This is a genomic window from Allostreptomyces psammosilenae (genome assembly GCF_013407765.1).
Classification (GTDB): domain Bacteria; phylum Actinomycetota; class Actinomycetes; order Streptomycetales; family Streptomycetaceae; genus Allostreptomyces; species Allostreptomyces psammosilenae.
In genome coordinates this window covers 2,837,394-2,862,787 of record NZ_JACBZD010000001.1, presented here as the reverse complement: position 1 = coordinate 2,862,787, position 25,394 = coordinate 2,837,394, and the positions used below count along the sequence as shown (strand labels likewise).

Annotated in this window: 19 protein-coding genes, 1 tRNA gene and 1 pseudogene; 13 read left to right on the top strand and 8 right to left on the bottom strand. The window is 73.9% G+C overall.

Features of this window, described 5'->3' with window-relative positions; translation table 11 throughout:
- Positions 1–86 precede the first annotated feature (86 nt).
- On the top strand, positions 87–995 hold the full coding sequence (locus FHU37_RS11690) for a rhomboid family intramembrane serine protease (RefSeq protein ID WP_179814128.1): 909 nt from the start codon (positions 87–89) through the stop codon (positions 993–995).
- Positions 996–1,125: 130 nt separating this feature from the next.
- Here the strand turns inward: FHU37_RS11690 and crgA are convergent, their stop codons facing one another.
- The gene (crgA, locus tag FHU37_RS11685; protein WP_179814127.1) at positions 1,126–1,380 is read right to left on the bottom strand and encodes a cell division protein CrgA; all 255 of its coding nucleotides are present in this window, start codon (positions 1,378–1,380) and stop codon (positions 1,126–1,128) included.
- A gap of 139 nt (positions 1,381–1,519) precedes the next feature.
- On the opposite strand from crgA, the gene FHU37_RS11680 reads away from it, so the two are divergent.
- From FHU37_RS11680 to FHU37_RS11660, 5 genes and pseudogenes are all read left to right on the top strand, one after another.
- Positions 1,520–2,308, top strand: coding sequence for a DUF881 domain-containing protein (locus tag FHU37_RS11680; RefSeq protein WP_179814126.1), 789 nt, complete (start codon positions 1,520–1,522; stop codon positions 2,306–2,308).
- Between the two features lie 72 nt (positions 2,309–2,380).
- Positions 2,381–2,560 (top strand): annotated as a pseudogene (locus FHU37_RS29520) (hypothetical protein); the annotation flags it as partial.
- Between the two features lie 230 nt (positions 2,561–2,790).
- Complete coding sequence (locus FHU37_RS11670) at positions 2,791–3,489, top strand: aminodeoxychorismate/anthranilate synthase component II (protein ID WP_179814125.1); 699 nt, start codon at positions 2,791–2,793, stop codon at positions 3,487–3,489.
- A gap of 960 nt (positions 3,490–4,449) precedes the next feature.
- On the top strand, positions 4,450–5,727 hold the full coding sequence (locus FHU37_RS11665) for a class E sortase (RefSeq protein ID WP_246450828.1): 1,278 nt from the start codon (positions 4,450–4,452) through the stop codon (positions 5,725–5,727).
- Positions 5,728–5,871: 144 nt separating this feature from the next.
- Positions 5,872–6,630, top strand: a complete 759-nt coding sequence (locus FHU37_RS11660; protein ID WP_179816206.1) for a class E sortase — start codon at positions 5,872–5,874, stop codon at positions 6,628–6,630.
- 158 nt (positions 6,631–6,788) lie between these two features.
- On the opposite strand, the gene pknB is transcribed toward FHU37_RS11660, so the two are convergent.
- From pknB to FHU37_RS11630, 6 genes are all read right to left on the bottom strand, one after another.
- Complete coding sequence (pknB, locus tag FHU37_RS11655; protein ID WP_179814124.1) at positions 6,789–8,777, bottom strand: Stk1 family PASTA domain-containing Ser/Thr kinase; 1,989 nt, start codon at positions 8,775–8,777, stop codon at positions 6,789–6,791.
- Positions 8,778–9,184: 407 nt separating this feature from the next.
- Positions 9,185–10,648 (bottom strand): peptidoglycan D,D-transpeptidase FtsI family protein, encoded by a 1,464-nt coding sequence (locus tag FHU37_RS11650; RefSeq protein WP_179814123.1) that lies wholly within the window; start codon positions 10,646–10,648, stop codon positions 9,185–9,187.
- A 64-nt stretch (positions 10,649–10,712) separates the two neighbouring features.
- On the bottom strand, positions 10,713–12,143 hold the full coding sequence (locus tag FHU37_RS11645) for an FtsW/RodA/SpoVE family cell cycle protein (RefSeq protein WP_179816205.1): 1,431 nt from the start codon (positions 12,141–12,143) through the stop codon (positions 10,713–10,715).
- 79 nt (positions 12,144–12,222) lie between these two features.
- Positions 12,223–14,040, bottom strand: a complete 1,818-nt coding sequence (locus tag FHU37_RS11640) for a PP2C family protein-serine/threonine phosphatase (protein ID WP_179814122.1) — start codon at positions 14,038–14,040, stop codon at positions 12,223–12,225.
- 95 nt (positions 14,041–14,135) lie between these two features.
- Positions 14,136–14,678 (bottom strand): FHA domain-containing protein FhaB/FipA, encoded by a 543-nt coding sequence (locus FHU37_RS11635; protein ID WP_179814121.1) that lies wholly within the window; start codon positions 14,676–14,678, stop codon positions 14,136–14,138.
- A 10-nt stretch (positions 14,679–14,688) separates the two neighbouring features.
- Positions 14,689–15,504, bottom strand: a complete 816-nt coding sequence (locus FHU37_RS11630) for an FHA domain-containing protein (protein WP_179814120.1) — start codon at positions 15,502–15,504, stop codon at positions 14,689–14,691.
- Between the two features lie 564 nt (positions 15,505–16,068).
- On the opposite strand from FHU37_RS11630, the gene FHU37_RS11625 reads away from it, so the two are divergent.
- The 4 genes from FHU37_RS11625 (at position 16,069) to FHU37_RS11610 (ending at position 19,327) form a co-directional block, all read left to right on the top strand.
- Positions 16,069–16,152 (top strand) — tRNA-Leu (locus FHU37_RS11625).
- Positions 16,153–16,312: 160 nt separating this feature from the next.
- A complete protein-coding gene (locus tag FHU37_RS11620) occupies positions 16,313–17,974 on the top strand; it encodes a DUF2252 domain-containing protein (protein WP_179814119.1) in 1,662 nt (553 codons plus the stop codon).
- Complete coding sequence (locus FHU37_RS11615) at positions 17,964–18,854, top strand: J domain-containing protein (RefSeq protein ID WP_246449804.1); 891 nt, start codon at positions 17,964–17,966, stop codon at positions 18,852–18,854. Before FHU37_RS11620 ends, FHU37_RS11615 begins: the two co-directional genes overlap by 11 nt.
- A 140-nt stretch (positions 18,855–18,994) precedes the next feature.
- Positions 18,995–19,327: a rhodanese-like domain-containing protein gene (locus FHU37_RS11610; RefSeq protein WP_179814118.1), complete on the top strand. Its 333-nt coding sequence runs from the start codon at positions 18,995–18,997 to the stop codon at positions 19,325–19,327.
- Here FHU37_RS11610 and FHU37_RS11605 read toward each other — a convergent pair.
- On the bottom strand, positions 19,213–21,441 hold the full coding sequence (locus FHU37_RS11605) for an AfsR/SARP family transcriptional regulator (protein WP_179814117.1): 2,229 nt from the start codon (positions 21,439–21,441) through the stop codon (positions 19,213–19,215). The genes FHU37_RS11610 and FHU37_RS11605 overlap by 115 nt on opposite strands.
- A gap of 465 nt (positions 21,442–21,906) precedes the next feature.
- Between FHU37_RS11605 and FHU37_RS11600 the strand changes: the two genes are divergently transcribed.
- The 3 genes from FHU37_RS11600 to FHU37_RS11590 are packed head-to-tail and all read left to right on the top strand — an operon-like array spanning position 21,907 to position 25,327.
- Positions 21,907–22,938, top strand: coding sequence for a ScbA/BarX family gamma-butyrolactone biosynthesis protein (locus FHU37_RS11600; protein ID WP_312892563.1), 1,032 nt, complete (start codon positions 21,907–21,909; stop codon positions 22,936–22,938).
- On the top strand, positions 22,929–23,666 hold the full coding sequence (locus FHU37_RS11595; RefSeq protein ID WP_312892562.1) for an HAD family hydrolase: 738 nt from the start codon (positions 22,929–22,931) through the stop codon (positions 23,664–23,666). Before FHU37_RS11600 ends, FHU37_RS11595 begins: the two co-directional genes overlap by 10 nt.
- Positions 23,663–25,327, top strand: a complete 1,665-nt coding sequence (locus FHU37_RS11590) for an FAD-dependent monooxygenase (protein WP_179814115.1) — start codon at positions 23,663–23,665, stop codon at positions 25,325–25,327. The genes FHU37_RS11595 and FHU37_RS11590 overlap by 4 nt, the downstream gene beginning before the upstream one ends.
- The last annotated feature ends 67 nt before the right edge of the window (positions 25,328–25,394 follow it).

Below are 25,394 nucleotides of genomic sequence, written 5' to 3'. Positions count from 1 at the left end.
GTGGCCGGCCGTACCGGTGCCCACACCCACGGACGGCTGTGCGAGCCTGTATGGCGGCACGCCCGCTTCCCAGTCAAGAGGACACCATGGCCCCCGACCAGCAGCCGGCCGACTCCGGAGCCAGGCCGCCCGTGGCGACCTGCTACCGCCACCCGGATCGGGAGACCGGCGTGCGGTGCACGCGCTGCGACAAGCCGGTCTGCCCCGACTGCATGGTGAGCGCCGCGGTGGGCTTCCAGTGCCCGGACTGCGTGCGCGAGGCCAACCGCACGTTCCGCCCCACCCGCACCGAGTACGGCGGACGCACCTCGGGCGACCCGGCGCTGGTCACCAAGATCCTGATCGGCCTGAACCTGGCGGTGTTCCTCTTCGGGCAGATCGCCGGCGACGGCTTCTACGCGACCTTCCTCATGGTCGGCCGCGCCTACTACGGCGGGGACAGCCTGGTCGGCCTGGCCGAGGGCCCCGACCAGTGGTACCGGCTGCTCACCGCGGCCTTCCTGCACCAGGCGATATGGCACCTCGCGGTGAACATGATGTCGCTGTGGTTCCTCGGGCCCTACCTGGAGTCCCTGCTCGGCCGGACCCGCTTCCTCGGCCTCTACCTGCTCGCCGCGCTCGGCGGCAGCGCCGCCTCGTTCCTCTTCGCCCCGCACCCCAGCACGGCGTCGCTCGGGGCCTCCGGGGCGATCTTCGGCCTGTTCGGCGCGATCTTCGTGGTGCACCGCAGCAAGGGCTACGACCTGCGCTCCCTGGTCGTCATCCTGGCGATCAACCTGGTGATCGGCTTCCTGCCGGGCAGCGCCATCGACTGGCGGGCACACCTCGGCGGCCTGGTGACCGGCGCCCTGGTGGCCGCCGGCATGGTGTACGCGCCGCGCGGCCCGCGCCGCGCCCTGGTGCAGGCGGGGGTGTGCGTGGTGGCCCTGGCGCTGGTGCTGGGCGCCGTGCTGCTCGGCACCAACCTGCTGGCCAGCAGCCCCCTGGGCGCCTGAGGGCAGGCCGGCAGGAGGGCCCGGCGGCCCGCGGGCACGACAGGTTGTCCACAGGCTCCGGGGAGTTATCCCCGCCTGTGGACAACCTGTGGATAACTCGATATGACCATCGGCCCGCGCGGGGCCGCGGTCACTTCCACTGGGTGGAGACCACGAACCCCGCCGCGATGAAGCCGAAGCCCACCACGATGTTCCAGTTGCGCAGCGCCTCGACCGGCAGGGAGCCGTTGGTCACGTAGAACACCACGATCCACAACAGCCCGATGCCGAACAGCGCCAACATCACCGGAGCCGCCCAGTTGCGGTTCTGCAACTGCAGGGTGGCGGCCTTCTTCTCCGGCGGAGGCGTGTAGTCCGCCTTCTTGCGGATGCGTGACTTCGGCACGAGGGACTCTCCTGTCGATGACTGCCCGCCCGCCCGGTGTGCGTACCGACCCGGTTCGGTGGCGCGGCCTTCCGGTCGCTGTCGTCGGCTAGCGTAGTGCTTCTCGGCCCCGGGAGGAGACACAGGTTCCGTGGATTGGTTGGGGAAATCACGGAGAACGCGCGCCCGCACCGTCGCGCTGCGCGCCGCCACGGCCCTCGTCTTCGCCCTGGCGGGCTTCCTGTTCCAGGTGAGCTCCAGCACCGCGGCCGGCACCGACCTGCGCAACGACGGCGCCCTGCTGCGCATGTCCGACCTGGTCAGGCACGAGGACGAGCGCAACGAGGAGCTGGAGTCGCGCATCGCCGAGGTGAGCGCGCAGGTGGACGAGCTCAGCGCGCGGCAGGGCGGCGAGGCCGGCCGCGAGGAGGAACTGGACCGCCTGGAGAGGCTGGCCGGGGCCCGGGAACTGGCCGGCGCCGCCCTCACCGTGACCCTGGACGACGCCCCGGTGGACGCCCGGCCCCTGCTGCCCGGCGTGCCCGACCCCCGGCCCAACGACCTCGTCGTGCACCAGCAGGACATCCAGGCCGTGGTCAACGCGCTGTGGGCGGGCGGCGCCGAGGGCGTCCAGGTCATGGACCAGCGGCTCATCTCAACCAGCGCGGTGCGCTGCGTCGGCAACACCCTGATCCTCCAGGGCCGGGTGTACTCCCCGCCCTACGTGATCACCGCCGTCGGCGACCCCGCCCGGCTGCGCGACGCCCTGGAGACCACCCCCGCGATCCGCACCTACCGGGAGTACGTGGACGCCTACGGCCTCGGCTGGCAGGTCAGCGAGGGAGAGGCCACCCTGCCCGCCTACTCCGGCCCGATGGAGCTCACCGCCACCGAGCGCGTGGACGGTCGTGAGCGCGACGCCACGGACGCTCCGCTCGGCACGGACTAGTCTGTCTGGCGGAACGCCCGCGCCGGACCCCGGCAGCGGGCGTGCGGCTCCCGACAGGCGGAGGGGAAGCGGATGTACGGCTGGATCTGGCGGCACCTGCCGGGGAACACGCTGGTCAGAGCGTTCCTCTCGGTGCTGCTCGCCCTCGGCGCCGTCTTCCTGCTCTTCCAGTACGTCTTCCCCTGGGCCGAGCCGCTGCTGCCGTTCGGCGAGTCCTCGATCGGTGACGCCGCCGACGGCGGCGCCGGCGGCGGCGACCCCGGCCTGACCCCGGCCGAGAGCCCGTCGGCCGGACCGGCCGACGGCTCCGCGGGAACCGAGCCGTCCGACGCACCGTCCCAGACCGGGGACGGCGAGGCCACCACCGGCGATGCCGGAGGTGAGGAACCCGTCCTGGGCGGCCTCGGTGAACTGACCGACCCGGCGGCGGTGCCGGCCGCCCCCGCGCTGTGAGGAAGTGGACGTTGGCAGCAAACGGAGTCGTGAACGCACCCCGCGGTGCGGGGACCGGGCGTGCGCCGGGCACGCCGGCCCGCATCCTGGTCGTCGACAACTACGACAGCTTCGTCTACAACCTGGTGCAGTACCTCTACCAGCTCGGCGCCGACTGCGAGGTCCGCCGCAACGACGAGGTGAGCTGCGCGGACGCCGACGGCTACGACGGCGTGCTGCTCTCCCCCGGCCCCGGAACACCGGAGCAGGCCGGGGTCTGCGTGGAGATGGTGCGGTACTGTGCCGACCGGGACATCCCCCTGTTCGGGGTCTGTCTGGGACTGCAGTCGATCGCGACCGCCTTCGGAGCCGTCGTCTCCCGTGCGCCGGAACTGCTGCACGGGAAGACCTCTTCGGTGTTCCATGAGGGGGCGGGTGTCTTCGCGGGCCTTCCCTCCCCGTTCACCGCGACGCGCTACCACTCGCTCGCGGTCGAGGAGTCCACGGTCCCGCCGGAACTCGACATCACCGGACGCACCGAGTCCGGTGTGATCATGGGGCTGCGCCACCGGGAACGCCCGGTCGAGGGGGTGCAGTTCCACCCGGAGTCCGTCCTCACCGAGGGCGGCCACCGAATGCTGGCGCTCTGGCTCGCCCGCTGCGGCGACCCGGAGGCCGTCCACCGGTCCGTCGGACTGGCGCCGGTCATCGGGCGGCAGCCGGCGGCCATCGGAGCGAGCGCGGGGTAGCGCGGGGCAGGGGAGCACAGTGGACTGGCGGGCAGGGGACGCGCGGCGGACGGGTGACCTCATACCGCAGCGGGTGCGGGCGTGACGGCGGTGCGCCCGGAGCGCGGCACGTCCCCGGAGCCCGACGGGGAGTACCCGGGCCGACCGGACGCGACGGCCGCGTCCGGTGGCTACGGCTACCCGGACGCCGGCCACCCCGGCGGGTACCCGGCCGGCGGCTACCCCGGCACGGGGTACGGCGACGCCGGTCACGGTGCCGCCGGCCACGGCCAGGACGGCTACGGCGGTTACGACGGCTACGGCAGCGGCGGCTACCAGGGCGCCGCGCCCGGTTACCAGGCGGCCGGCGGCCACGGCGGCACGGACCCGCTGGGCGGCCCCGCCCACGCCGACGGCGGCGCCCCCTACCCGCCGGGCTCGTACTCCTCGCAGGGGTACTCCCCCCAGGACGGCTACTCCTCGCAGGCGTACTTGTCCGAGGCGTACTCGTCCCAGGACGGCTACTCCTCACAGGGCTCCTACTCCGGGGAGGGCTGGACCGCCGGCGGGCAGCCGCACGCCACCGGCGCCGCCGGCCACCCGGACGCCGGGGCGGGCGCGGCGTGGTATCCGGCGGGCGACACCGCGCCGTCCACCGACGGCTACGCCAGCCGAGGCACCGCCGGCTACCCAACCAACGGCTACCAGACGCCCGACGGCTACGCCCCCGGCCACGGCTCGGGCCACGGCTACGGCTCGGGCCAGGGCTACGGCTCGGGCCAGGGGTACGGCTCGGGCGCCCAGACCGGCGCGCCGGCCGCCGACGCGCCCGGTCCGGCGCCCGGCCAGGTGCCCGGGGCGTCGACGGAGCAGCCGGTGCCGCGCCAGCGGTCCGGCCGGCACGGCCGCCCCGCCCCCGCGTCCCCCGACGGCCCCGGGAACGCCGCCCTCGCCGGCACCACGGGCGCCGGCGCGGCCGGCCTGGCCGGCCTGGCGGGCACCCCGGACGGCGCGGCCTCGGCCTCCGCGACGGCCCTCGGCGGGGCCGGAGCGGCGGCCGGAGCGGGCGCCGGGACGGCAACGGGTGCCGGGCCCGGCACCGGCGGCTCGGCCGCCGGAGCGGCCCGGACCGCCGTCCCACGGCCCCGGGCCGCCGCGCCGCGCGACGCGGCCGGCCACACCCAGCCCATGCCGGTGATCGAGGAGCCGATCCAGTACCGCACCACCGTGCGCCGCCGGGCCGGCGCCGCGGCGGCCGGCACCACCCCGGACGAGGCGGGACGCCCCACCGGCCTCACCCGACCGGGTGAAGCCGACGGCGCGCCGTACGCCCCCGGAATCCCCAGCGCTCCCGACACCGCCGACACCGTCGGCACCCCCGACACTCCCGGCGCCCCCGGCTCGGCCCAGCCGGACGGCTCCGCCGACGCGCTCCCGCAGCCCGGCGGACGGGCCGCCCGCCGACGCGCCGCCCAGGAGGAGGCCCGGCGCGGCCGACGCGGGGGCAACCGCCGTCCGGCGCCGGCCGGCCGCCGGGGTGCCCCGGCGCAGCCCGCGCCCAAGGAGTCCGCCGGCGTCGTCGCCGCCCGTGTCGGCGGCGAACTGTTCATCACCCTCGGCGTGGTGATGGTGCTCTTCGTCGTCTACCAGATGTGGTGGACGAACGTCCGGGGCGACGCGATCGCCGAGGACCAGATCGAGCAGCTGGAGGAGGCGTGGCGGAACATCCCGGACGCCAGTGAGCTCGCCGACCCCCGGGACCCGGGGGCCTTCGAGCCCGGCACCGGATTCGCCGTCATCTACATCCCCAAGCTGGACGTGCGGGCGCCCATCGCGGAGAGCGTGGACAAGGAGGCGGTGCTCGACCGCGGACTGGTCGGCCACTACACCGCGCCGCTGGAGAGCGCCATGCCGTGGGACGAGGAGGGCAACTTCGCCCTGGCGGGCCACCGCAACACCCACGGCGAGCCGTTCCGCTACATCAACCAGCTGCAGCCCGGTGACGAGATCGTCGTCGAGACGGCCACCACGTACTACGTCTACGAGATGACGAGCATGCTGCCGCAGACCTCGCCGAGCGACATCGGGGTCATCGACCCGATCCCGCCCAAGTCGGGCTTCACCGAGCCCGGACGCTACATCACCCTCACCACCTGCACCCCGGAGTTCACCTCGACCTACCGGCTCATCGTGTGGGGCAAGATGGTCGAGGAACGGCCCCGCGAGGAGGGCAAGCCCGACGCGCTGTTGGGCGGGTAGACCCGGTGGCCCGCCGATGGGGCCGGGGGCGGACGGCGGAAGGGGAAACGGGTGGCAAGGGGAACTTCGGCGGAGGCCGCGCCGACGCCGGAACGGGCGTCCGGGGAGCTTCCCGGAGCGGACACCCCACGCGCGGACCCCGCCGTGGAGGCCCCGGAGGACTCCCCCCGGGCCGCCGCGGAGCCCCGGCGGGCACCGCGCCGGGGGGCGCTCGCGGTGGCCACCAGCGCGCTCGGCGAGCTGCTGATCACCCTCGGCGTGGTCATGGGCCTGTTCGTGGTCTACTCCCTGTGGTGGACCAACGTGCTGGCCAACCAGGAGGCCGACCAGGCCGCCGACCAGGTCCGCGACCAGTGGGCCGAGGCCCCGCCGAGCGAACCCGGGGTGCCCTTCGACGCGGAGGGCGGCCTGGGCTTCCTGCACATCCCGCGCTTCGGCGACGACTACGAGGTGCTGATCGAGAAGGGCACCACGGACGAGGTGCTGGACGGCGGCGTCGCCGGCTACTACACCGAGCCCTACGCCGCCGCCATGCCGTGGGAGGAGGAGGGCAACTTCAGCCTGGCGGCGCACCGGGACGGCCACGGCGCCAAGTTCCACAACCTGCACCAGCTGCGCGAGGGCGACCAGATCGTGGTGGAGACCCGGGACACCTGGTACGTCTACACCGTCGACGCCACCCTGCCGGAGACCACCCGCTACGACACCGGCGTGATCGCCCCCGTCCCGGAGAAGGCCGGCTACGAAGAGCCCGGCCGCTACATCACGCTGACCACCTGCACGCCGATGTACACCTCGCGCTACCGGATGGTGGTCTGGGGCTCGCTCACCGAGGAGATCCCGGTGGACGACCAGCGCACCCCGCCGCCCGCGCTCCAGGCCGCCGCCCCCGACCAGGGCTGACCGCCGGCAGGGACCGGTAGGGAAGAGCCGCCACCGGGCCGGCCGGCGAGGCGAAGGGCAGCCCGGCGAAGGGCCGGCCGGCGAAACGAACGGCGCCTGCCCCGGCCGTCGAAGGCCGGGGCAGGCGCCGTTGGTCACTCCCGTGCGGTGGCGGCGGGTCAGTCGCCGCCCTCGCCGCCGCCGTTCCCGTTGCCGTTGCCACCGTTCTCGGTACCGCCGTCGGGCCAGGGGAAGTCGCCCCAGTCGATCCCGCCGTCCTGGCCGCCGCCGTCCTGACCGGCGTTCTCCTGGCCGGGGTCGGGCGGGGTCGGCGACTGCGAGGGCTGCTGCTGTTGCTGCTGCTGGACCTGCGCCTCGTTGTCTATCGGCGTCGCCACCAGGGTGACCATCTGGTCGCGGGCCACCTGGGAGTTCGGCGGGATGTCCTGCCGGATCACCACGTCGTTGCCCTGGCCCGGCGTCACCTCGGCGGTGCCGAACTGGACCTGGAGCCCGGCCTCGGTGATCGCCGCCGACGCCTCGGCCGACGTCATGCCGACCACGTTCGGCACGGCGACCGTCGGCGACTGGTCGGCCACCTGGAGGGTGACCGTCTCCCCCGGCGCCAGCGAGGAACCCGCCGGCGGGTCGGCGGACAGCACCGTGCCCGGTTCCGCGCTGTCGTTGATCGTCGTCTCCCGCTCGACGTCGAAGCCGAGCTCCTCCAGCTCCGCCTCGGCGTCCTCGACGCTCTTGCCCACGATGCTCTCGGGGATCTGCACCTCGGCCGGGCCGGTGGAGATCATCACCGTGATCGCGCCGTTCAGCGCCAGCTGGGAGTCCGCGGTGGGCGTCTGCGAGCAGATCCTGCCCGGGTCCTGGTCCTCGCAGGCCTCCTCGCCGCCGTTGGTGACGGTCAGCTGGACGGACTGCGCGGACTGCTGGGCCTCCTCGAAGGTCTGGCCGACCAGGTTCGGCACCGCGACGGTCCGCTCCTCGTCGTCGCCGCCCCCGCTGAAGATGTTCTGGCCGATGAAGAAGGCCCCGCCGAGCACCACCACGGCGGCGATGACCAGCAGGATGACGGAGGTGTTGCCGTTCCGGCCGCCGCCGGAGGAGCGCCGGTCGGCCCGGCGCCCGCCGTAGCCGTCGCCGGCGTCCTCGATCGGCGGCATCACCGCCGTGCCGGGGCCGCCGGGGGAGGCGGCGGGCGCGGCGTGGTGCGCGGCCGGGGCGACCGCCGTGGCGGCGGCGGCCTGCGGCTGGTCGTAGTAGTTGCCGTACTCGTCGTACCCGCCGCCGACCATCGCGGCCGCCGCCTCCACCGGCAGGCCGTCCAGGGCCCGCTCGATGTCGGCGCGCATCTCGTCCGCGCTCTGGTAGCGGTAGTCGCGGTCCTTGGCCAGCGCCTTGAGCACGATGGCGTCCATCTCCGGAGTGATCTCCGGGTCGAACGCCGACGGCGGCTGCGGCTCCTCCCGCACGTGCTGGTAGGCCACCGCGACCGGCGAGTCGCCGATGAACGGGGGCCGCATCGCCAGCAGCTCGTAGAGCAGGCAGCCGGTGGAGTACAGGTCGGAGCGCGCGTCGACGGTCTCGCCCTTGGCCTGCTCCGGCGACAGGTACTGGGCGGTGCCGATCACCGCGGCGGTCTGCGTCATCGTCATGCCCTGGTCACCCATGGCCCGGGCGATGCCGAAGTCCATGACCTTGACCGTGCCGTTGCGGGTCAGCATGACGTTCGCCGGCTTGATGTCGCGGTGCACGATGCCGCTGCGGTGCGAGTACTCCAGGGCCTGCAGCACGCCCGCGGTCATCTCCAGCGCGCGCTCCGGCAGCAGCCGGCGCCCGGAGTGCAGCAGCTCGCGCAGCGTGGAGCCGTCGACGTACTCCATGACGATGTAGGGGATGGAGACCCCGTCGACGTAGTCCTCGCCCGTGTCGTACACCGCGACGATCGCCGGGTGGTTCAGGGAGGCCGCCGACTGTGCCTCACGGCGGAAGCGGGCCTGGAACGACGGGTCCCGGGCCAGGTCGGCCCGGAGCGTCTTCACGGCCACGGTTCGGCCGAGCCTGATGTCGTGGCCGAGGTACACCTCGGCCATGCCTCCGCGTCCCAGCACGGAGCCAAGCTCGTACCGGCCGCCGAGGCGACGCGGCTCTTCCATAGCTTCCAGCCCTCTCCTTCACCGGTGCGTGCCGTCCGCCACGCCACCGTGTCGTCCGGAAAGTGATCCGGTGGGGTGGTGGAACCGGCATGGTCCCGCTCCCCAGTCGGACGCGTCCCGGGCGCCGAGCGTTGCCCGTCCACCGCGATCGTGGTCCAACCGAGACCTGCCGCGGGGCGGCGGGCACACCGGTCCGATCGTCCGTATGCGGATACGCTACCGGGCCCGCGGGCAACTCAGGCCGTCGGCGCAACCCGCGGTGCCCGAAACGAGACCTACGTGGTGATCTGTCTCACAGTAGGACAAGGCCGAGAACCACCCCGCGCGGCCGGGTGCGGTGGGCCCCGTCACGGCGGCGGGCCCGTCCGACGTCGTCGAACGGGCCCGGCACCGGGTCTCGGACGCGCTCACTGCTGGAGCGCGGCCTCCATCATGGCCTGGGCCACCGGGGCGGCCAGGCCGCCACCGGAGATGTCGCCCCGGGCGGCGTCGCTGTCCTCGACGACCACGGCAACCGCGACCTGCTCGCCGGCCTCGTTCTCCGCGTAGGAGATGAACCACGCGTAGGGGGTGGACTCGTTGTTCTCGCCGTGCTGGGCGGTACCGGTCTTGCCGCCGACGGTGAGGCCGGGGATCTGCGCGTTGCGGCCACCGCCGTTCTCCACGACGTCGACCATCATCTCCTGGAGCTTCTGCGCGGTCTCCGGGCTCATCGCCTCGGAGTACTCCTCGGCCCTGGTCTGCTCGATCACCGACAGGTCCGGGGCGACCAACTGGTCCACCAGGTACGGCTTCATCAGCACGCCGTCGTTGGCCACCGCCGCGGCCACCATCGCCATCTGCAGCGGGGTGGCGCGGGTGTCGAACTGGCCGATGGAGGCGATCGCGGTCTGCGCCTGGTCGGCGTAGTCCGGGAAGACGCTGCCCTCGGTGCGGATCGGCACCGTCAGGTCCTCCTCGGCGTTGAAGCCGAACTTCCGCGCCTGCTCGGTCATCTCCTCGACGCCGAGGTCGGAGCCGATCTTGCCGAAGACGGTGTTGCAGGAGTAGCGCAGCGACAGCTTCAGCGTCTGGTTCTCGCAGGGGATGCCCTCGATGTTCTCCAGCTCGTTGGTGCTGGTCGGGGGCGCCCAGGGGAACGGCGAGTCGGTCTCGGCGTTGATGTCGTCGATCAGGCCGTTCTCCAGCGCCGCCGCGGCGGTGACCACCTTGAAGGTGGAACCGGGCGGGTAGGTCTCGCGCAGCGCCCGGTTGAGCATCGGCTCGTTCTCGTCGCTGTTCAGGGCCGCCCACGCCTCGCCGTCGGTGTCCGTGGCACGCCCGGCGATGGTGTTGGGGTCGTAGGAGGGGGTGGAGACCAGGCCGAGGATGGCGCCGGTGGTCGGGTCCAGGGCCACGGCCGCGCCCTTCTTGTTGCCCATGGCCTCGAAGGCGGCCTGCTGCACGGCCGGGTCGATGGTGGTCCGGACGGAGCCGCCGCGCTGCTCCTCGCCGGTGAGCACGTCGAGCGCGTTGTCCAGGAACAGCCGCTCGTCGTCTCCGGAGAGGAAGTCGTCGTACACGCCCTCCAGCATGTTCTCGCCGAATACCTGCGAGGAGTAGCCGGTGACCGGGGCGTAGAGCTCGCCGTCGGTGTAGGTGCGCTTGTAGAGGTAGAGATCGTCGTCGGTCTCCTCCGCCCCGGTGACCGGCTCGCCACCGACGATGATGTCCCCGCGCGGGATGGAGTAGCGGGCGATGTCGATCCGTTTGTTGCCGGGGTGGTCGCGGTACTCGGAGGCGTTGACGAATCCGACCCAGTTGGCGCGGAGCAGCAGGGCGCCTATCAGCACCATGCAGAAGACCGCGATGTGCCGCAGCGGTTTGTTCATGCCGGGGCCCGGCCCTTCCGTCGTGCGATGGTCCGTGGGGTGGGGGCGATCGTCGGACGGGGTCTCACAGCCGCACCACCTGGGTCTCCTCGACGTCCGGGTTGGGCGCCGGGGCTGGGGCGGGGCGGCGGGCGTTGTCGCTGATCTTCATCAGGATGGCCACCAGGGCCCAGTTGGTGACCACGGAGGAACCACCCTGGGCCAGGAACGGCAGCGTCATGCCGGTCAGCGGAATCAGCCCCATCACACCGCCGGCGACCACGAAGACCTGGAGGGCCATCACCGAGGACAGGCCCACGGCGAGCAGCTTGCCGAAGGGGTCGCGGGCGGCGATCGCGGTGCGCAGGCCGCGTTCGATGAGCAGGGCGTAGATCAGGAAGAGCGCCATCATGCCGGCGACACCGAGCTCCTCACCGACGGTGGTGAGGATGAAGTCGCTCTTCATCGCGAAGTCGATCAGCTCGGGGTGGCCCTGGCCCAGACCCGTGCCGAGCACGCCGCCGGTGCCGAAGCTGTAGAGCGCCTGCATGGCCTGGCCGACCAGGTGGTCCGGTTCGCCGTCCGGCACACCGGGGGTGGGTCCGGTGACGTCGTTGTCCCAGTCGTGGAACGGGTTCAGCCAGTCCTCGACGCGGCTCTGCACGTGCGGCTCGATGGAGCCCACCACGAAGGCGCCGGCCGCCGAGAGCAGCAGGCCGACGACGATCCAGCTGGTGCGCTCGGTGGCGACGTACAGCATCACCACGAAGAGGCCGAAGAACAGCAGCGAGCTGCCGAGGTCCGTCTCGAAGACCAGGATCATCAGGCTGAGGACCCAGACCAGGAAGATCGGTCCGAGGTCGCGGCCACGCGGGAAGTACATGCCGAGGAACCGCCGGCTGGCGAGGGCCAGGGCGTCGCGCCGCACCATCAGGTACCCGGCGAAGAAGATGCAGATGATGATCTTGGCGAACTCGCCGGGCTGGATCGAGAAGCTGCCGATCCGGATCCAGATGCGCGCGCCGAAGTCGAGTTCGCTGCGGGGGAAGAACAATGGCGAGATCAGCAGGAGCAGCGCCACCACCATGGAGATGTAGGTGAAGCGCTGGAGCAGCCGGTGGTCCCGCAGCAGCAGCATCACGCCCAGGAAGAGCGCCACGCCGAGCGCGGAGTACATCAGCTGGGACGGTGCGGAGGCCGTCGAGTCGTCGTAGTCCAGCCGGTAGATCAGCACCAGGCCGAGCCCGTTGAGCAGGGTGGCCAGCGGCAGCATCAGCGGGTCCGCGTAGGGCGCGTAGCGGCGGACCATGAGGTGGGCGACGACGGCGAGGGCGCCGAGGCCGGCGCCGTAGGTGAGCATGCCGGGCGGCACGGTTCCGGTCTCGGCCATGCCGACGTTGGCGTAGGCGAAGACGGGGACGAGCACGGCGAAGCCGAGCATGAACAGCTCGGTGTTGCGCCGGTTGGGCGCGCCCTGCGGGGTGATGGTGTGGGTGGCCCCGGTGTTGGTGCTCAGGGTGCCGATCCGGTTGGCGGAGCGGCGTCCCTGCGAGGCGTCCTGCGCTGACATTAGGCGATCCTCCTGCCGGCCCGCCCTACGGCTGGCTGCACTGCTCGGCCAGCTGGCGGTCCTCGGGGGAGAGGGAGGCCAGCGGGTCGGTCTCCTGCGGCGTCGACTCGGTGCCCGGCTCGCTCTCCTGCCCGGCCTTCCCGGAGGGGTCGGGCGTGGGAGTGCTCGGGTCGGTGGTGCCGGGGCTGGGGGAGGTGGTGGTGCCCAGGGTGGACTGGACGACGTCGAGGAGCTGGGTGACGACTCCCGGGCCGGCGGTGGCGGTGGCGGTGGCGGTGGTCGTGGTGGCGGCCGGACCGGTGCCGCCGGTGGTGTCGGCGGTGTGGGCGACCGGCTGGGCCTGCGGCTGCGTGGACGTCCCGCCCTGCTGCCCGTCCTGGGGGGGCTGCGGGGGGGTGCTGGACTCGGGGGAGCGTTCCTGCTCGGAGGTGCCCTTGCCGTCGTCCTGCGCCGCGGGCTGCTGCGTCTCCTGCTGGGTGCCGCCGTCCTGCGCGGCGTCGGCGACGAGCTGGCACAGCTCGGCCTGGTGGCGGAAGGCCTCGATGCGGTCCTCGGCGTCGTCGAGGTCGTCCGCCGGGATGGTCTTGCGGATCTCCTCCTGCTGGTAGCGCGGGAGCAGGGAGAGGTTGATGTCCTCGCGGCGGTACAGGTCGGACAGGCTCACGCCCGGCAGGTCCTGGTTGATGCCGCGGAAGATGGCGACGGACTCGCCGTCGATGCCGATGTAGTACTGGGTGCGGGTCCACCGGTAGCCGGCGTAGGCGCCGCCGCCGATCAGGCCGAGCACCACGACGATGGCCAGGGCGCGCCAGACCCACAGGCCGCGGCGGCGCGGCTTGACGAAGGTGTAGGCGTCGTCCAGGGCGCCGAGGTTCGCGGCGCCGGGGGCCGGGGGCATGCCGGCGTGCGCCCCGAAGGCGCCGGGGGGGTCGGCGTAGGCGTTGCCGGTGCCGTAGCCGGGCTCCTGCGCGCCGCCGCCGGCGCCGCCGCGGCCGAGTTGGGCGGCGCGGCCGGCGGGGGTGCGCAGCACGCGGTTGTCGGTGGCGGTGGGCGGGCCGTCGGCGACGGCGCCGACCACGACCGGGGTGGCGTGCAGCGGGGTGGCGAGCGCGTCGGGGCCGTCGATGTCGATGACGTCGGCGACGACGCAGGTGATGTTGTCCGGGCCGCCGCCGCGCAGGGCGAGGCTGATCAGTTCGGCGATGGCGTCGGCGGGCTGGGCGTAGGCGAGCAGGGTCTCCTGGAGGGTCTCCGCGCTGACCACGCCGGAGAGGCCGTCGCTGCAGATCAGGTAGCGGTCGCCGAGGCGCACCTCGCGGATGGACAGGTCGGGCTCGACCTGGCCGCGGCCGTCCAGGGCGCGCATCAGCAGGGAGCGCTGCGGGTGGGTGCCGGCCTCCTCCTCGGTGATCCGGCCCTCGTCGACCAGGCGCTGCACCCAGGTGTGGTCCTGGGTGATCTGGTCGAGGACGCCGTCGCGCAGCAGGTAGGCGCGGGAGTCGCCGACGTGCACCAGGCCCAGGCGGTTGCCGCTCCACAGCAGGGCGGTCAGGGTGGTGCCCATGCCCTCCAGCTGCGGGTCCTCCTCGACCATGGCCCGCAGGTGGTCGTTGGCGCGGTGCACGGCGTTCTCGAGGAGGGAGAGCAGGTCGGCGCCGGGAACGTCCTCGTCGAGGTCGACCAGGGTGGACAGGACCGCGGAGCTGGCCACCTCGCCGGCGGCCTGCCCGCCCATGCCGTCGGCCACCGCGAGCAGTCGGGGACCGGCGTAGCCGGAGTCCTCGTTGCCCTCCCGGATCATGCCCTTGTGTGATCCGGCCGCGAAACGCAGCGTCAGAGTCATGCGGTCGTCCCCCCGGGGTGGATTCCGGCTCGTTCCTGACCCGACGCGGCTGCGGTCGTGCCGCTGGTGTCCGCCTCACTGAGGCTCATGCGCCACTACCTCCGCAGCTCGAAGACGGTCTGGCCGATGCGGACCGACGCGCCCGTGGGGATCGGCACCGGCGAGGTGACCCGTGTGCGGTCGAGGTAGGTGCCGTTGGTCGAGCCGAGGTCTTCGAGGATCCACTGGCCGTCGCTGTCCGGGTAGATCCTGGCATGGCGGCTGGAAGCGTAGTCGTCGTCGACCACGATCGTGGAGTCGCGGGCGCGCCCGAGGGTGATGGTCTGCCCCTGGAGGGTGACGGTGGTGCCGGCCAGCGAGCCCTGGGTGACCACGAGCTGGGTGGGCGCGCCGCGGCGGCGCGCCGGGGCGGGGGCGGGGGCCGCGGCCTGCTGGCGCGGGTCCGGGCGTGCCGGGGGTGCGGGGCGGCCGGCCGGCGGCTGGGCCTGGCGTCCGCCGCGTCCGTCGCGCGACCGTGGGCGCTGGATCACCCGGGTGCCGAACAGGTCACTGCGGATGACCTGCACGGAGACGATGACGAACAGCCACAACACGGCGAGGAATCCCAGCCGCATGACCGTCAGGGTCAGCTCTGACATGGCCCCCGCTTCATCCTTCGATCTGCCGGTAGACGATGGTCGTGCTGCCCACGATGATGCGTGAGCCGTCGCGGAGCGTAGCGCGCTGCGTGTGCTGTCCGTCCACCACGATGCCGTTGGTGGAACCGAGGTCCAGCACCATGGAGGGGCTGCCCACGCGGAGCTCGGCGTGCTTGCGGGAGACGCTGGGGTCGTCGATGCGCAGGTCGGCCTCGGTGCTGCGGCCCATCACCATGACCGGACGGGTCAGCTCGTGGCGCATTCCGTTGATCTCCACCCAGCGGCGGGTGCCGGTCTGGCCGACCGGGGCGGTGCCGGGGAGCTGGCGCACCTGGCCGGGGCCGACGCCGGGCGGCTGCGGCGGCATGGGCGGCGGGGCCGGGTAGCCGCCGGCGCCCGGGGCCTGCGGGCCCCACTGCGGGCTGGCGGCGGGCGCCTGCCGTTCGGAGGAGCTGCCGGCGAGGGTCTGGCTGCGCACCCGGTACAGGCCGGTGTCGAGGTCGTCGGCCTTCTCCAGGTGGACCTCCACCGGGCCGACGAAGGAGTAGCGCTGCTGGCGGGCGTAGTCCTGCACCATGCCGGCGAGTTCCCCGCCGAGCTGGACCGCGTAGGGGCTCAGCCGCTCGTAGTCGTGCGGGCTGAGCTCGACGACGAAGTCGTTGGGCACCATCGTGCGGTCGCGGTTCCAGATGGTGGCGTTGTTGTCGCACTCGCGCTGCAGGGCGCCGGCGATCTCCACCGGCTGCACCTCGGACTTGAAGACTCTGGCGAAGGTGCCGTTCACAAGGCCTTCGAGCCGCTGTTCGAATCGCCTGAGGACTCCCATGGCACCTCCTTCCCGTGTCCGGCCCCTCGGGCCTACCCAACCCCCATTCTCCGGGCGGTCTTACTGATCGTATCCACGCGGACGGGACGGCGGCGGTTCCCCGAGGTGGGGCGGCCGCCCGGTGTCCGCGCGGCAGGTCGCCGCCGGGCCGCCCCTCCTCCGTACGGGTGACCCGGGGTCGGGAGGCGTCGGCCCGCGCGGCGGGCGACCGCGCCGTGCCCCTGAGCCGACGGTACCCGGACCGTGCCGGTTTCCCCGCCCGGCGCACCTCGTGTGTGCGTCGTCGCGGGCCCGCCGTGGACGACTGGCCGGGTCCGCCCGTCGAGGCGCGCCCGGTGTCCATGCTCGGGCCGCGGGCCGTGCCGGGGTAGGGGCTCCCGCGGGGGCGCGCGGGGCGTTCCACGGGGGCGGTCGCGGTGTCGCGCCGGGCGCGTCAAGGGCGCCCGACAAGCGGTTTGTCATCTCCCCCCGCGGTCGTGCTACTGTTTCACCTGTCGCCGGACGGAGCGGCGGGAAACGGGAGAGGAACCCGGGTCCTGGAGCGAAGAACCGGTCGCACACCTTGCGCGGGTGGCGGAATAGGCAGACGCGCTGGATTCAGGTTCCAGTGCCCGAAAGGGCGTGGGGGTTCAACTCCCCCCTCGCGCACAGTGGCGGGGCCCGCCCCAGTGACGAAAGTCACCGGGGCGGGCCCCGCTTCGTCGTGCCCCCGGAGCGTTCGAGCGCCGTGTTCCGTTCGAACGACGGCCCCGGCCGCCGGGTACCGTGGCTCGCGAATCGCGGGAGCACGCGGGAGGGAGGGCCACCGATGGCCTACCGGTCCAGAGCCACGTCCGGCCAGCGCGGCGAGGGCGGGGAGTCGGGTGGGGGTCCGGCCGCCGCCGGACGGCCGTGGGACACCGGCACGACGCCGCCCCCGCCGCCGTGGTCCACCGACTTCGCCCAGCCCCCCGGCTTCGCCCAGGCGGCGCACGGCGGCTCGCCCCGGCAGGACGGCAAGCGGCTGCGTCGGGCGGTGCCGCGCGCCGCGCACGCCGCGCTCCCCGACCACGCGGACCGGCCGAGCGTGGTGGAGGCGGTGCGGGAGTCCAACGTCGGGCGGCTGGAGCACCTGGTGCCGATCCGGATCGGCCGGATGGCCGCCTCTCCGTTCGCCTTCCTGCGCGGCACCGCCGCCCTGATGGCCGCCGACCTGGCCCACACCCCGGTCACCGGGATCACCGCGCAGCTGTGCGGGGACGCCCACGCCGGCAACTTCGGCCTCTACGGCGACGCCCGGGACCGGCTCACCATCGACATCAACGACTTCGACGAGACCGTCCCCGGCCCGTGGGAGTGGGACCTGAAGCGGCTCGCCGCCAGCCACGTGCTGGCCGGCCGGCAGGCCGGAGCCGCCGAGGACGTCTGCCGGGAGGCGGCGTTCCACGCGGTGGGCGCCTACCGGCGCACCATGCGGGCGCTGGCCGGCATGTCGGCCGCCGACGCCTGGAACGCCATCCCGGACGAGGAACTGGTCTCCTACACCGACGCCCACGACCTGCGCGGCACGCTGCGCCGCGTGGTGGACAAGGCCCGCCGCAACACCAGCGCCCGGTTCGCCGCCCGCTCCAGCGAGCGCCAGCCGGACGGCCGCTGGCGGTTCGTCCCCGCGCCGCCGGTGCTGGAGAACATGGACGACGAGCTGGTCGCCACCGTCGTCGAGGCGCTCGGCGAGTACGCCGGGACGGTGGCGCCGGACCGGCGCCCGCTGCTCACCCGCTACACCGTGCACGACGTCGCGTTCCGGGTGGTGGGCACCGGCAGCGTGGGCCTGCGCAGCTACGTGGTGATGCTCCGCGACCACCAGGACGAGGCGCTGGTGCTCCAGGTGAAGGAGGCCCGGCCCTCCGTGCTGGTGCCCCACCTGGAGCGGATCGGCCACCCGGTGGAGCCGGCGGGGCACGAGGGGCGCCGGGTGGTGCTCGGGCAGAAGCGCATGCAGGTGGTCAGCGACATCCTGCTGGGCTGGACGACGGTCGACGGCCGGCACTTCCAGGTGCGGCAGTTCCGCAACCGCAAGGGCAGCATCGACCCGGTGGAGCTGGCCCCGGACGAGCTGGACGACTACGCCCGGATGACCGGCGCGCTGCTGGCCCGGGCGCACGCCCACACCGCCGACCCGCGGCTGCTGGCCGGCTACTGCGGCAAGAACGAGGAGCTGGACGAGGCCGTCGCCGCCTTCGCGGTGGCCTACGCCGACCGCACCGAGCGCGACCACGCGGAGCTGCTGGCGGCGGTGCGGTCCGGGCGGCTGGCCGCCGAGGGCGGGGTCACCGAGGCGGAGGCCGCCGCCGGGGCCGCCGAGCCGGAGGCGGCGACGTCCGGCGGGGAGGCGTTCGGCGGCGCGACCGAGGCGGTGCGGTCCGGCACCGTGGACTCCGGGGCGGCCGGGGAGCGCTCCGGCGGGGGTGGGGCCACCGATGACCGGTGACGGCGGCCACGAGCCGTGGCGGGCGGCGCCGGCCGGCGCCCTCGCCGAGCCCTGGCGGGATCCGGAGGAGGCGGACCTGCTGCGCCGGATCGCCGAGGCCGAGGCCACCCTGGTCGACGCCGAGGTCGCCCTGGAGACGCTGCGGGTCCACGTGGACCGGTTCGCGCACGCCCACCACGAGCGGCTGGGCCCGCTGTACCAGCGGATCGACGAGCTCGACGCGCTGATCGCCGAGGCGGTGGCCGCGCGCAGCGGCGATCCCGCGGACGTGCGCCGCGCCTGGGAGGCCCGGGCACTGGTGGACGACCTGCCGGACCTGGACGAGTTCCTCGCCCGGGCCGCCGGCGGCTCCGGCGGCGCGGCGGGCGGCGGCGCCTCGGCCCCGCCGGCGGCCGAGGCGCCCGGCCCGGTGCGCCCGTCGAAGCAGGCCCAGCGCCGGTACCGGGAGCTGGCCCGGATGGCCCACCCCGACCTGGCCCGGGACCCGGACGACGAGCGGCGGCGGAGCGCCTTCATGGCGCGGGTGAACGAGGCCTACGCGCGCGGCGACGTCGCCGAGCTGGAGCGGCTGGCCGGGCTGTGGCGGGAGGGCGGCGCCGCGGCGGCCGGCGGCGAGGAGCCCGCCGGGGGCGCTCCGGCCGGCGGCCCGGCCCCCTGGGCCGGCACCTCCCGCGCGCTGATGGAGCGGCTGGAGTGGCTGGTCCGGCGGATCGACGCGGTCGACCGGAGTTACCGTGAACTGTCCGCCGGGCCGATCGGCGAGCTGCTGGCGCTCGCGCCGGACGACCCGGACGGGCTGCTGCTGGAGCTGGCGGACACACTGCTGGCCCAGGTGCGGGAGCGGGAGAGGCGGCTGGCGGAACTGCTGGCCACCCCCTGACCCCACCCCCGAGCCCGCACCCTCCCCCGTCGTCCCGATCATCCCGACCGGCGCCGCCGGCCCCGACGAACCCCACCGGCCCGGGCCGACCCACCCACCCCCAGCCGACCCACCACCCCCACACAGCGAGGTACCACCGCATGTTCCCGCCCCAGGTCCCCACCACCGACGTCTCCGCCGTGCCGGCCGACGCCGTCCTGGTCGACGTCCGCGAACCGGACGAGTGGGCGGCCGGCCACGCCCCCGGCGCGCTGCACATCCCGATGGGCGAGCTGGTCGGACGGCTCGACGAGCTGCCGGCCGACGGGCCGCTCTACGTCGTCTGCCGGGTGGGCGGGCGCTCGGCCCAGGTGGTGCGCTACCTCACCCAGACCGGCCGGGAGGCGGTGAACGTCGACGGCGGCATGCTGTCCTGGGAGGCCGCCGGGCGCCCCATGGAGTCCTCGGACGGGTCCGCGCCGTTCGTGCTCTGACCGGCCGGCCGCGACGCCGGGTCGGCGTCGCCGTCGTCCCGGCCGGCGCACTCGGTGGCCCGCTCGACGGCGTAGAGCCGCAGCAGCTCGTGCGGGAACCGGTAGCCGCTGGCCCCGGCGTACTCCAGCAGGGAGCGCGCCACCAGGAACTCCAGGGCGTCCTCGGTGTCCGGCAGGGACATGCCGGCTATCCGGGCGATCCGGCCGGCCGTCATCTCCTCCTCGCCACCGGAGGCGGCGCTCTCCGCGGCGGCGCGGCCCACCGCGGTCATCACCACGGCCGCCTGCTCGGTGAGGTCGCGGCAGGACAGCTTCAGCGAGCCGCGCACCGACACCCCGTCCCCCGCGCTGTCCAGGCCGGACAGCCGGGAGCCGGCGCGCAGCTCCGCCACCAGGTCGGCCAGCGGCCGGCGCGGCGTCGCGTCGGCCCGGATGGCCATCACCGACAGGGCCAGCGGCAGGTGGGCGCACAGCTCGGCGAGTTCCGCCACCGCCTCCGGCTCGGCGGCGGCGCGGTCGGTGCCGAGGTGCCGGGCGAGCAGGGTCACGGAGTCCTGGTGGGTCAGCGGGCCCAGGCTGAGGCGGTGCGCGCCGTGCTGCACGGCCAGCCCGGTGAGCCGGCGGCGGCTGGTGACGATCACGGCCGAGCCGCGCCCGCCGGGCAGCAGCGGGGCGACCTGCTCGGAGGAGATGGCGTCGTCGAGCACCACGAGCAGCCGCCGGCGGGCCACCAGGGAGCGGTAGAGCCCGGCGAGGCCGGCCAGCCCGAGCGGCATGCCGCCGGCCGGCACGCCGAGCGCGCCGAGCACCTGGCGCAGCGCCTCCTCCGGGCCGAGCGGCTGCTGGTCCGGGCTGTGGCCGTGCAGGTCCAGGTAGAGCTGGCCGTCCGGGAAGCGGTGGGCGACGCGGTGCGCCCAGTGCACGGCCAGCACGGACTTGCCGATGCCGCAGGTGCCCTCCAGCGTGACGATGGTCAGCGCGTCGTTGATCGGCGCCTCCGGGTCGGCCGGGAGCATCAGGTCCAACATGTGCTGTTCGTCACTCCTGCCGACGAACGTCCGGACGTCGTGCGGCAGCTGGGCGGGGCTGTGCCGCAGCGGCGCGGGGGCCGCCGGGGCGGGCGCGGCCGGCTCGGGCCGCTCGGTCGGCGGATGCGCAGCGTGACTGCCGCGCGCCCCGGGCGTCTCCTCGGGGTTGGGTGAGGCGTGCTCCGGGAGACTCCGATCCGGTGACGCTCCGTCATGGTCGGGGAGGATGAGGGCCGGAGCGTGCGGGATCGGGCCGGGCTCCAGGATGGTGTCCCGGCCGGAGGCCACGGTGGGGTCGGCGCGCAGGATGCGCTGGTGCATCTCCTGCAGGTCCGGGCCGGGATCCAGGCCGTAGCCGTCGGCGAGCATGGTGCGGCTGGCCTGGAAGGTGGCCAGCGCCTCGGCCTGCCGCCCGGAGCGGTACAGGGCCAGCATGAGCAGTCCCCACAATTTCTCGCGCAGCGGGAACTCCGCGGTGAGCCTCGTGAGTTCACCGATCACCCGGGCGTGGTTGCCGAGCGCCATCTCGATCTCCAGGCGCTCCTCCACGGCGACCATGTGCTGCTCGGCCCAGCGGCCGCGCTCCAGCTCCACCAGGGCCCCGGAGATGCCCTCGGCGAGCTGTCCCCGCCACAGCGCGGTGGCCTCGCCGAGGCTGGTCATGGCCTGCAGGAGGTCGCCGCGGGCGCGCTCGCGGTGGGCGCGGTCGACGAGCCGCTGGAAGGTGTCGAGGTCGACGCTGTCGGGAGGAGTGACGAGTTGGTAGCCGGAGCTGGTGCGCTGGATGGGGTGGCGGGCCGTGCTGGCCGCCCGCGGCCCTCTGGCCCGGAAGCCCGGGCTGAGGGAGCGGCGCAGGCCGGAGATGTACTTCTGCACCAGGTTGACGGCGTGCTGCGGCGCGTCGGCGCCCCAGACGGCGTCGATGATCTGGTTGTAGCGCACCGGGCGGTTGCGGTTGAGCAGCAGCGCGGCGAGCACCGCCTGCTGCCGTGGTGGCCCCAGTGGGATGCTCTCGTCCCGTCGTTGGGCGCGTAGCGGCCCCAGGATCTCGAACCGGATGGTGGATTGCGCGCTGTTACTGACCATGGTAATCCCCCGTCGTTACCTGGTATCCCCCCGGCCGTTGCAGTCAGTGACCGCCGCTCGCCCCGTACGTCGGGCGGCCGTACCGAACAACCGGACGAACCGCATCGTACGTGCGCCAGATGATACGAACTCAGTTCCGCTGGCCAGGTGAACATTTCTTTACGTCTCTTTACGTCTTCTGATGGCGGAAGCCGGCCTTCAGTGAACCTTCCCTTGGATCGTCAGAACCGTCGTGCAGTCTCGTTGACGTGGGGACGGCGTCAGCCGGTTCAGGGGGCAGCGCAGCACCGGACCGGTCCGCCATCGCGGGCGCCGTTCCAAGCAGGGCTCCCTCCGCGGGGGCCCGATCGACGAGGGGGAACCATGTCGAAGCCCATGGAATTCGCGCCCATCCGAAGCGCGGCCTCACTGGGGTTGCCGCACGGGGCACCGGGGAACGACGGCGCTGGCGAGGGGGCCGGCACCGTGGCCGAGTCCAACCCGGTGAACGACGACAACAGCACGACGACCACGACGACCACCCCGGTCACCGACGACTCTCCGGTGGCCGACCTGTCCTTCGACGCGACCGTGCCGCGCAAGCTGGTGCACCGGGCCGCCGTCGCGGAGGTGTTCGTCACCGACTCCGCGGAGACCGGACCGGACCGCTTCGACGTCGCCGCCCAGCTGCCCCGGGCGCACGTCATCGGCGAGAGCTCGGCCTTCTACGACCTGATGCTGCTGGTGGAGGTGGGCCGGCAGAGCGGGGTGCTGATCGCCCACCGCCACTACGACATCGAGCTCGACTCGGCGTTCATCTTCCGCCGCCTGTCCATGCGGGTGGTGGACCACGACGCCCTGCGGGTCGGCCCCAAGCCGGCCCACGTGGTGGTCCGGCTGCGCCCCGTCCCGGTGCGCAACAAGGCGGGCCGGGTCCAGGGATTCAGCTACACCGGCACGTTCCTGATCGACGGCCGGCTGGCCGTCGAGGCGACCGGCGAGCTGCTGTTCGTGCGCCGCGCCGCCTGGAAGGTGCTGCGCACCCGCGGTCGGGGCGCCGCCCTGCCGGCGGACGGCATCCTGCCGCGCTTCGTCCCGGCCGCGCCCGCCTCGGTGGGCCGCCAGGACGCGCGCAACGTCGTGCTGACCGAGCCCACCGTGGGCACGGAGGGCACGGCCAGCGCCCTGCTGGTGGTGGACCTGACCCACCCGCACCTGTTCGACCACCCGCTCGACCACGTCCCCGGGAACCTGGAGATCGAGGCGGCCCGTCAGCTGGCCGTGGCGGCCGTCGCCCGGATCAACGGCATGGCGCCGGACAGCCTGGTGGTCACCGACGTCGAGGCCGACTTCGGTGACTTCGCCGAGCTGGACCGGGTGACCCGGGTCCAGGCCCAGCTGGGCCAGTTCCTCCACGACGAGCGGCTCGGCGTGCTGTCCGTGCCCGCGACGGTGGAGCTGAAGCAGAACGACAAGGTGATGGCGTCAATCCGCCTGGAGGTGGCTCAGTGCCGCTGACCGACTCCGGTGCCGGGCAGTCGCTGCCCGGCACCGCCCCCGTCGACGTGCTGGTGTGCGACTACGGGGGTGTGCTGACCAACCCGCTGATCGAGACGTTCACGACGTTCTCGCAGACCACCGGCCTGAGCCTGGAGGCCCTCGGCGGGGCGCTCGCCGCGCACACCGAGAAGTACGGCAAGCCGCCGATGGCCGCGCTGGAGGTGGCGGAGATCACCGAGGCGGAGTTCGTCGAGCGCCTGCTGCCCTTCCTCCCGGAGGAGGCCGCCGAGGTTCTCTCCGGGCAGCCGTTCGGTGAGCTGTGGTTCCGCGGTCGGCTCCCCAACCAGGAGCTGATCGACTTCCTCAAGGAGCTGCGCGAGGGCGGCGTCCGGCTCGCCATGCTGACCAACAACGTGGTGGAGTGGCGTCCGCGCTGGCGCGCCCAGATGCCGGTCGACGAGCTGTTCGAGCTGGTCGTGGACTCCTCCGAGGAGAAGGTCCGCAAGCCCGACCCGGAGATCTACCAGCGGCTGGTCTCCCGGCTCGGCGTGCCCGCCGAGCGGGTGCTGCTGCTGGACGACACCGAGGAGAACCTCGTGGCCGCCCGCGAGCAGGGCCTGCAGGCCCTGCTGTTCCAGGACACCGCCCAGGCGGTGGCCGGGATCTGCGCGGCCCTCGGGATCGAGGTTCCGGAGCGGTTCGCTCCGGCTCCCGTGGAGGACCTCACCGCCGGAGGCGTGGGATGACCGGATCGACTGCCGAGGTGCTGGTGGTCGGCGCGGGCCCGACCGGCCTGACGCTGGCCTGCACGCTGCTCCAGCACGGTGTGGCGGTGCGGGTGGTCGAGCGCCGCAAGGCGCCGGCCACCGCCCCCAAGGCGCTGATCCTGTGGACCGGTGCCCTGGAGGTGCTGGACCGCCTCGGCGTGTCCGAGCGGATCCGTGAGGGCTCGGTGCCGCTGAACCACGCCAGCTACTGGTCGAAGGGCCGCCGGATCGGCCAGATCGGCTTCGACGTGCTGGCCGGCACCCGCTTCCCCAACCCGCTGAGCGCCCCGCAGACGGTCACCGAGGCCGCCCTGCTGGCCCGCCTGGAGGAACTCGGCGGCAAGGTCGAGTGGGAGACCAAGCTCACCGACCTGAAGAAGATCGGCACCGAGGCGGTCGAGGCGGTGCTGGAGTCCGCCGACGGCACCACCGAGCGGCCCACGGTCGGCTGGGTGGTGGCGGCCGACGGCATCCACAGCGAGGTGCGCCGCGCCGCCGGCATCGCCTACGAGGGCGACACCTACGACCGGGAGTTCATCCTGGGCGACGGCGTCTTCGACGGCTCCCTGCCGGCCGACGAGGCCCAGTACCACATGACGCCGGACGGCGTGATGGTCGCGGTGCCGCTGCCGGGCGGCGGCCACCGGGTGTTCTTCGACGTGGCGGCGGGCGTGAGCAGCGACCAGCCGTCGATGGAGCAGATCCAGGCGCTGATGGACGCCCGCGGGCCGGGCGGCTGGACGTACCGCGAGGACTGGTGGCGCAGCCGCTTCCGGGTGCACGCCAAGGTCGCGCCGAACTTCCGCAGCGGCCGGGTCTTCGTGGCCGGCGACGCGGCGCACTGCCACAGCCCGGCCGGCGGCCAGGGCCTGAACACCGGTGTGCAGGACGGCTTCAACCTCGGCTGGAAGCTGGCCTGCGTGGTGCGCGGCGGTGACGAGTCGCTGCTGGACAGCTACGACGTCGAGCGCCGGCCCACCTCGGTGGCGGCCATTCGGATGGCCGACATGCAGACCAGGATGTGGCTGGTCCGCTCGCCGATCGGCCGCACCGTCCGGGACACCGGCATGCGCGTGCTGTCCCAGTCGGGGCTGCTCGCCAAGCGCGTGGTGCCGACCCTGGCCCAGTACGACCTGGACCTGTCCAGCAGCCCCGCGGTGCGCGACCTGCGCGCCGGCGCCCCGTCCGGGCGCGCCGCGGCCGGCCGGCTGCGGCCCGGGTTCCGCGTCCCGGGGCTGGAGCTGCGCGCGGTGGCCGGCCGTTCGGCCGAGTCGCTGCACGCCTACTCGGCGTCCGGCCGGCACACCCTGCTGGTCGTGCCGGCGGCGGGCGGCGGCCAGGACGCCTCGGCGGTCGCGGCCCGGCTGCGCGAGCGGGTGAGCGGCACCGACTACCAGGACCTGGTCGACGTGCTGCTGCTGGTGGCGCCGGGCACGGCGGCGGCCGGCGGGGACAACCCCGGCTACGACGTGGCCGAGGTGGCCGGCGGCGCCCTGCCGTCCGGCGACGTCGCCGAGGTGGCCTGGGTGCGTCCGGACGGGGTGGTGGGCGCCTGCGCCGCCGCCTCCGACGCGGACCGCCTGGTGGGCCTGCTGCCGTTCGTCCCCAGCGGCGAGGGCGCGGAGCGCACCGCGGCCTGAGTCCCAGGGCCCGACGGGGAGAGCGAAGAGCGAAGGGGCCGTGGCGTGTCGACGCCACGGCCCTTCG

Coding starts and splice junctions, on each gene's coding strand:
- FHU37_RS11690 (WP_179814128.1), top strand. CDS start 87: ATGGCCCCCGACCAGCAGCCGGCCGACTCCGGAGCCAGGCCGCCCGTG.
- pknB (WP_179814124.1), bottom strand. CDS start 8,777: ATGGAAGAGCCGCGTCGCCTCGGCGGCCGGTACGAGCTTGGCTCCGTG.
- FHU37_RS11650 (WP_179814123.1), bottom strand. CDS start 10,648: ATGAACAAACCGCTGCGGCACATCGCGGTCTTCTGCATGGTGCTGATA.
- FHU37_RS11640 (WP_179814122.1), bottom strand. CDS start 14,040: ATGACTCTGACGCTGCGTTTCGCGGCCGGATCACACAAGGGCATGATC.
- FHU37_RS11635 (WP_179814121.1), bottom strand. CDS start 14,678: ATGTCAGAGCTGACCCTGACGGTCATGCGGCTGGGATTCCTCGCCGTG.
- FHU37_RS11630 (WP_179814120.1), bottom strand. CDS start 15,504: ATGGGAGTCCTCAGGCGATTCGAACAGCGGCTCGAAGGCCTTGTGAAC.
- FHU37_RS11620 (WP_179814119.1), top strand. CDS start 16,313: ATGGCCTACCGGTCCAGAGCCACGTCCGGCCAGCGCGGCGAGGGCGGG.
- FHU37_RS11615 (WP_246449804.1), top strand. CDS start 17,964: ATGACCGGTGACGGCGGCCACGAGCCGTGGCGGGCGGCGCCGGCCGGC.
- FHU37_RS11610 (WP_179814118.1), top strand. CDS start 18,995: ATGTTCCCGCCCCAGGTCCCCACCACCGACGTCTCCGCCGTGCCGGCC.
- FHU37_RS11605 (WP_179814117.1), bottom strand. CDS start 21,441: ATGGTCAGTAACAGCGCGCAATCCACCATCCGGTTCGAGATCCTGGGG.
- FHU37_RS11590 (WP_179814115.1), top strand. CDS start 23,663: ATGACCGGATCGACTGCCGAGGTGCTGGTGGTCGGCGCGGGCCCGACC.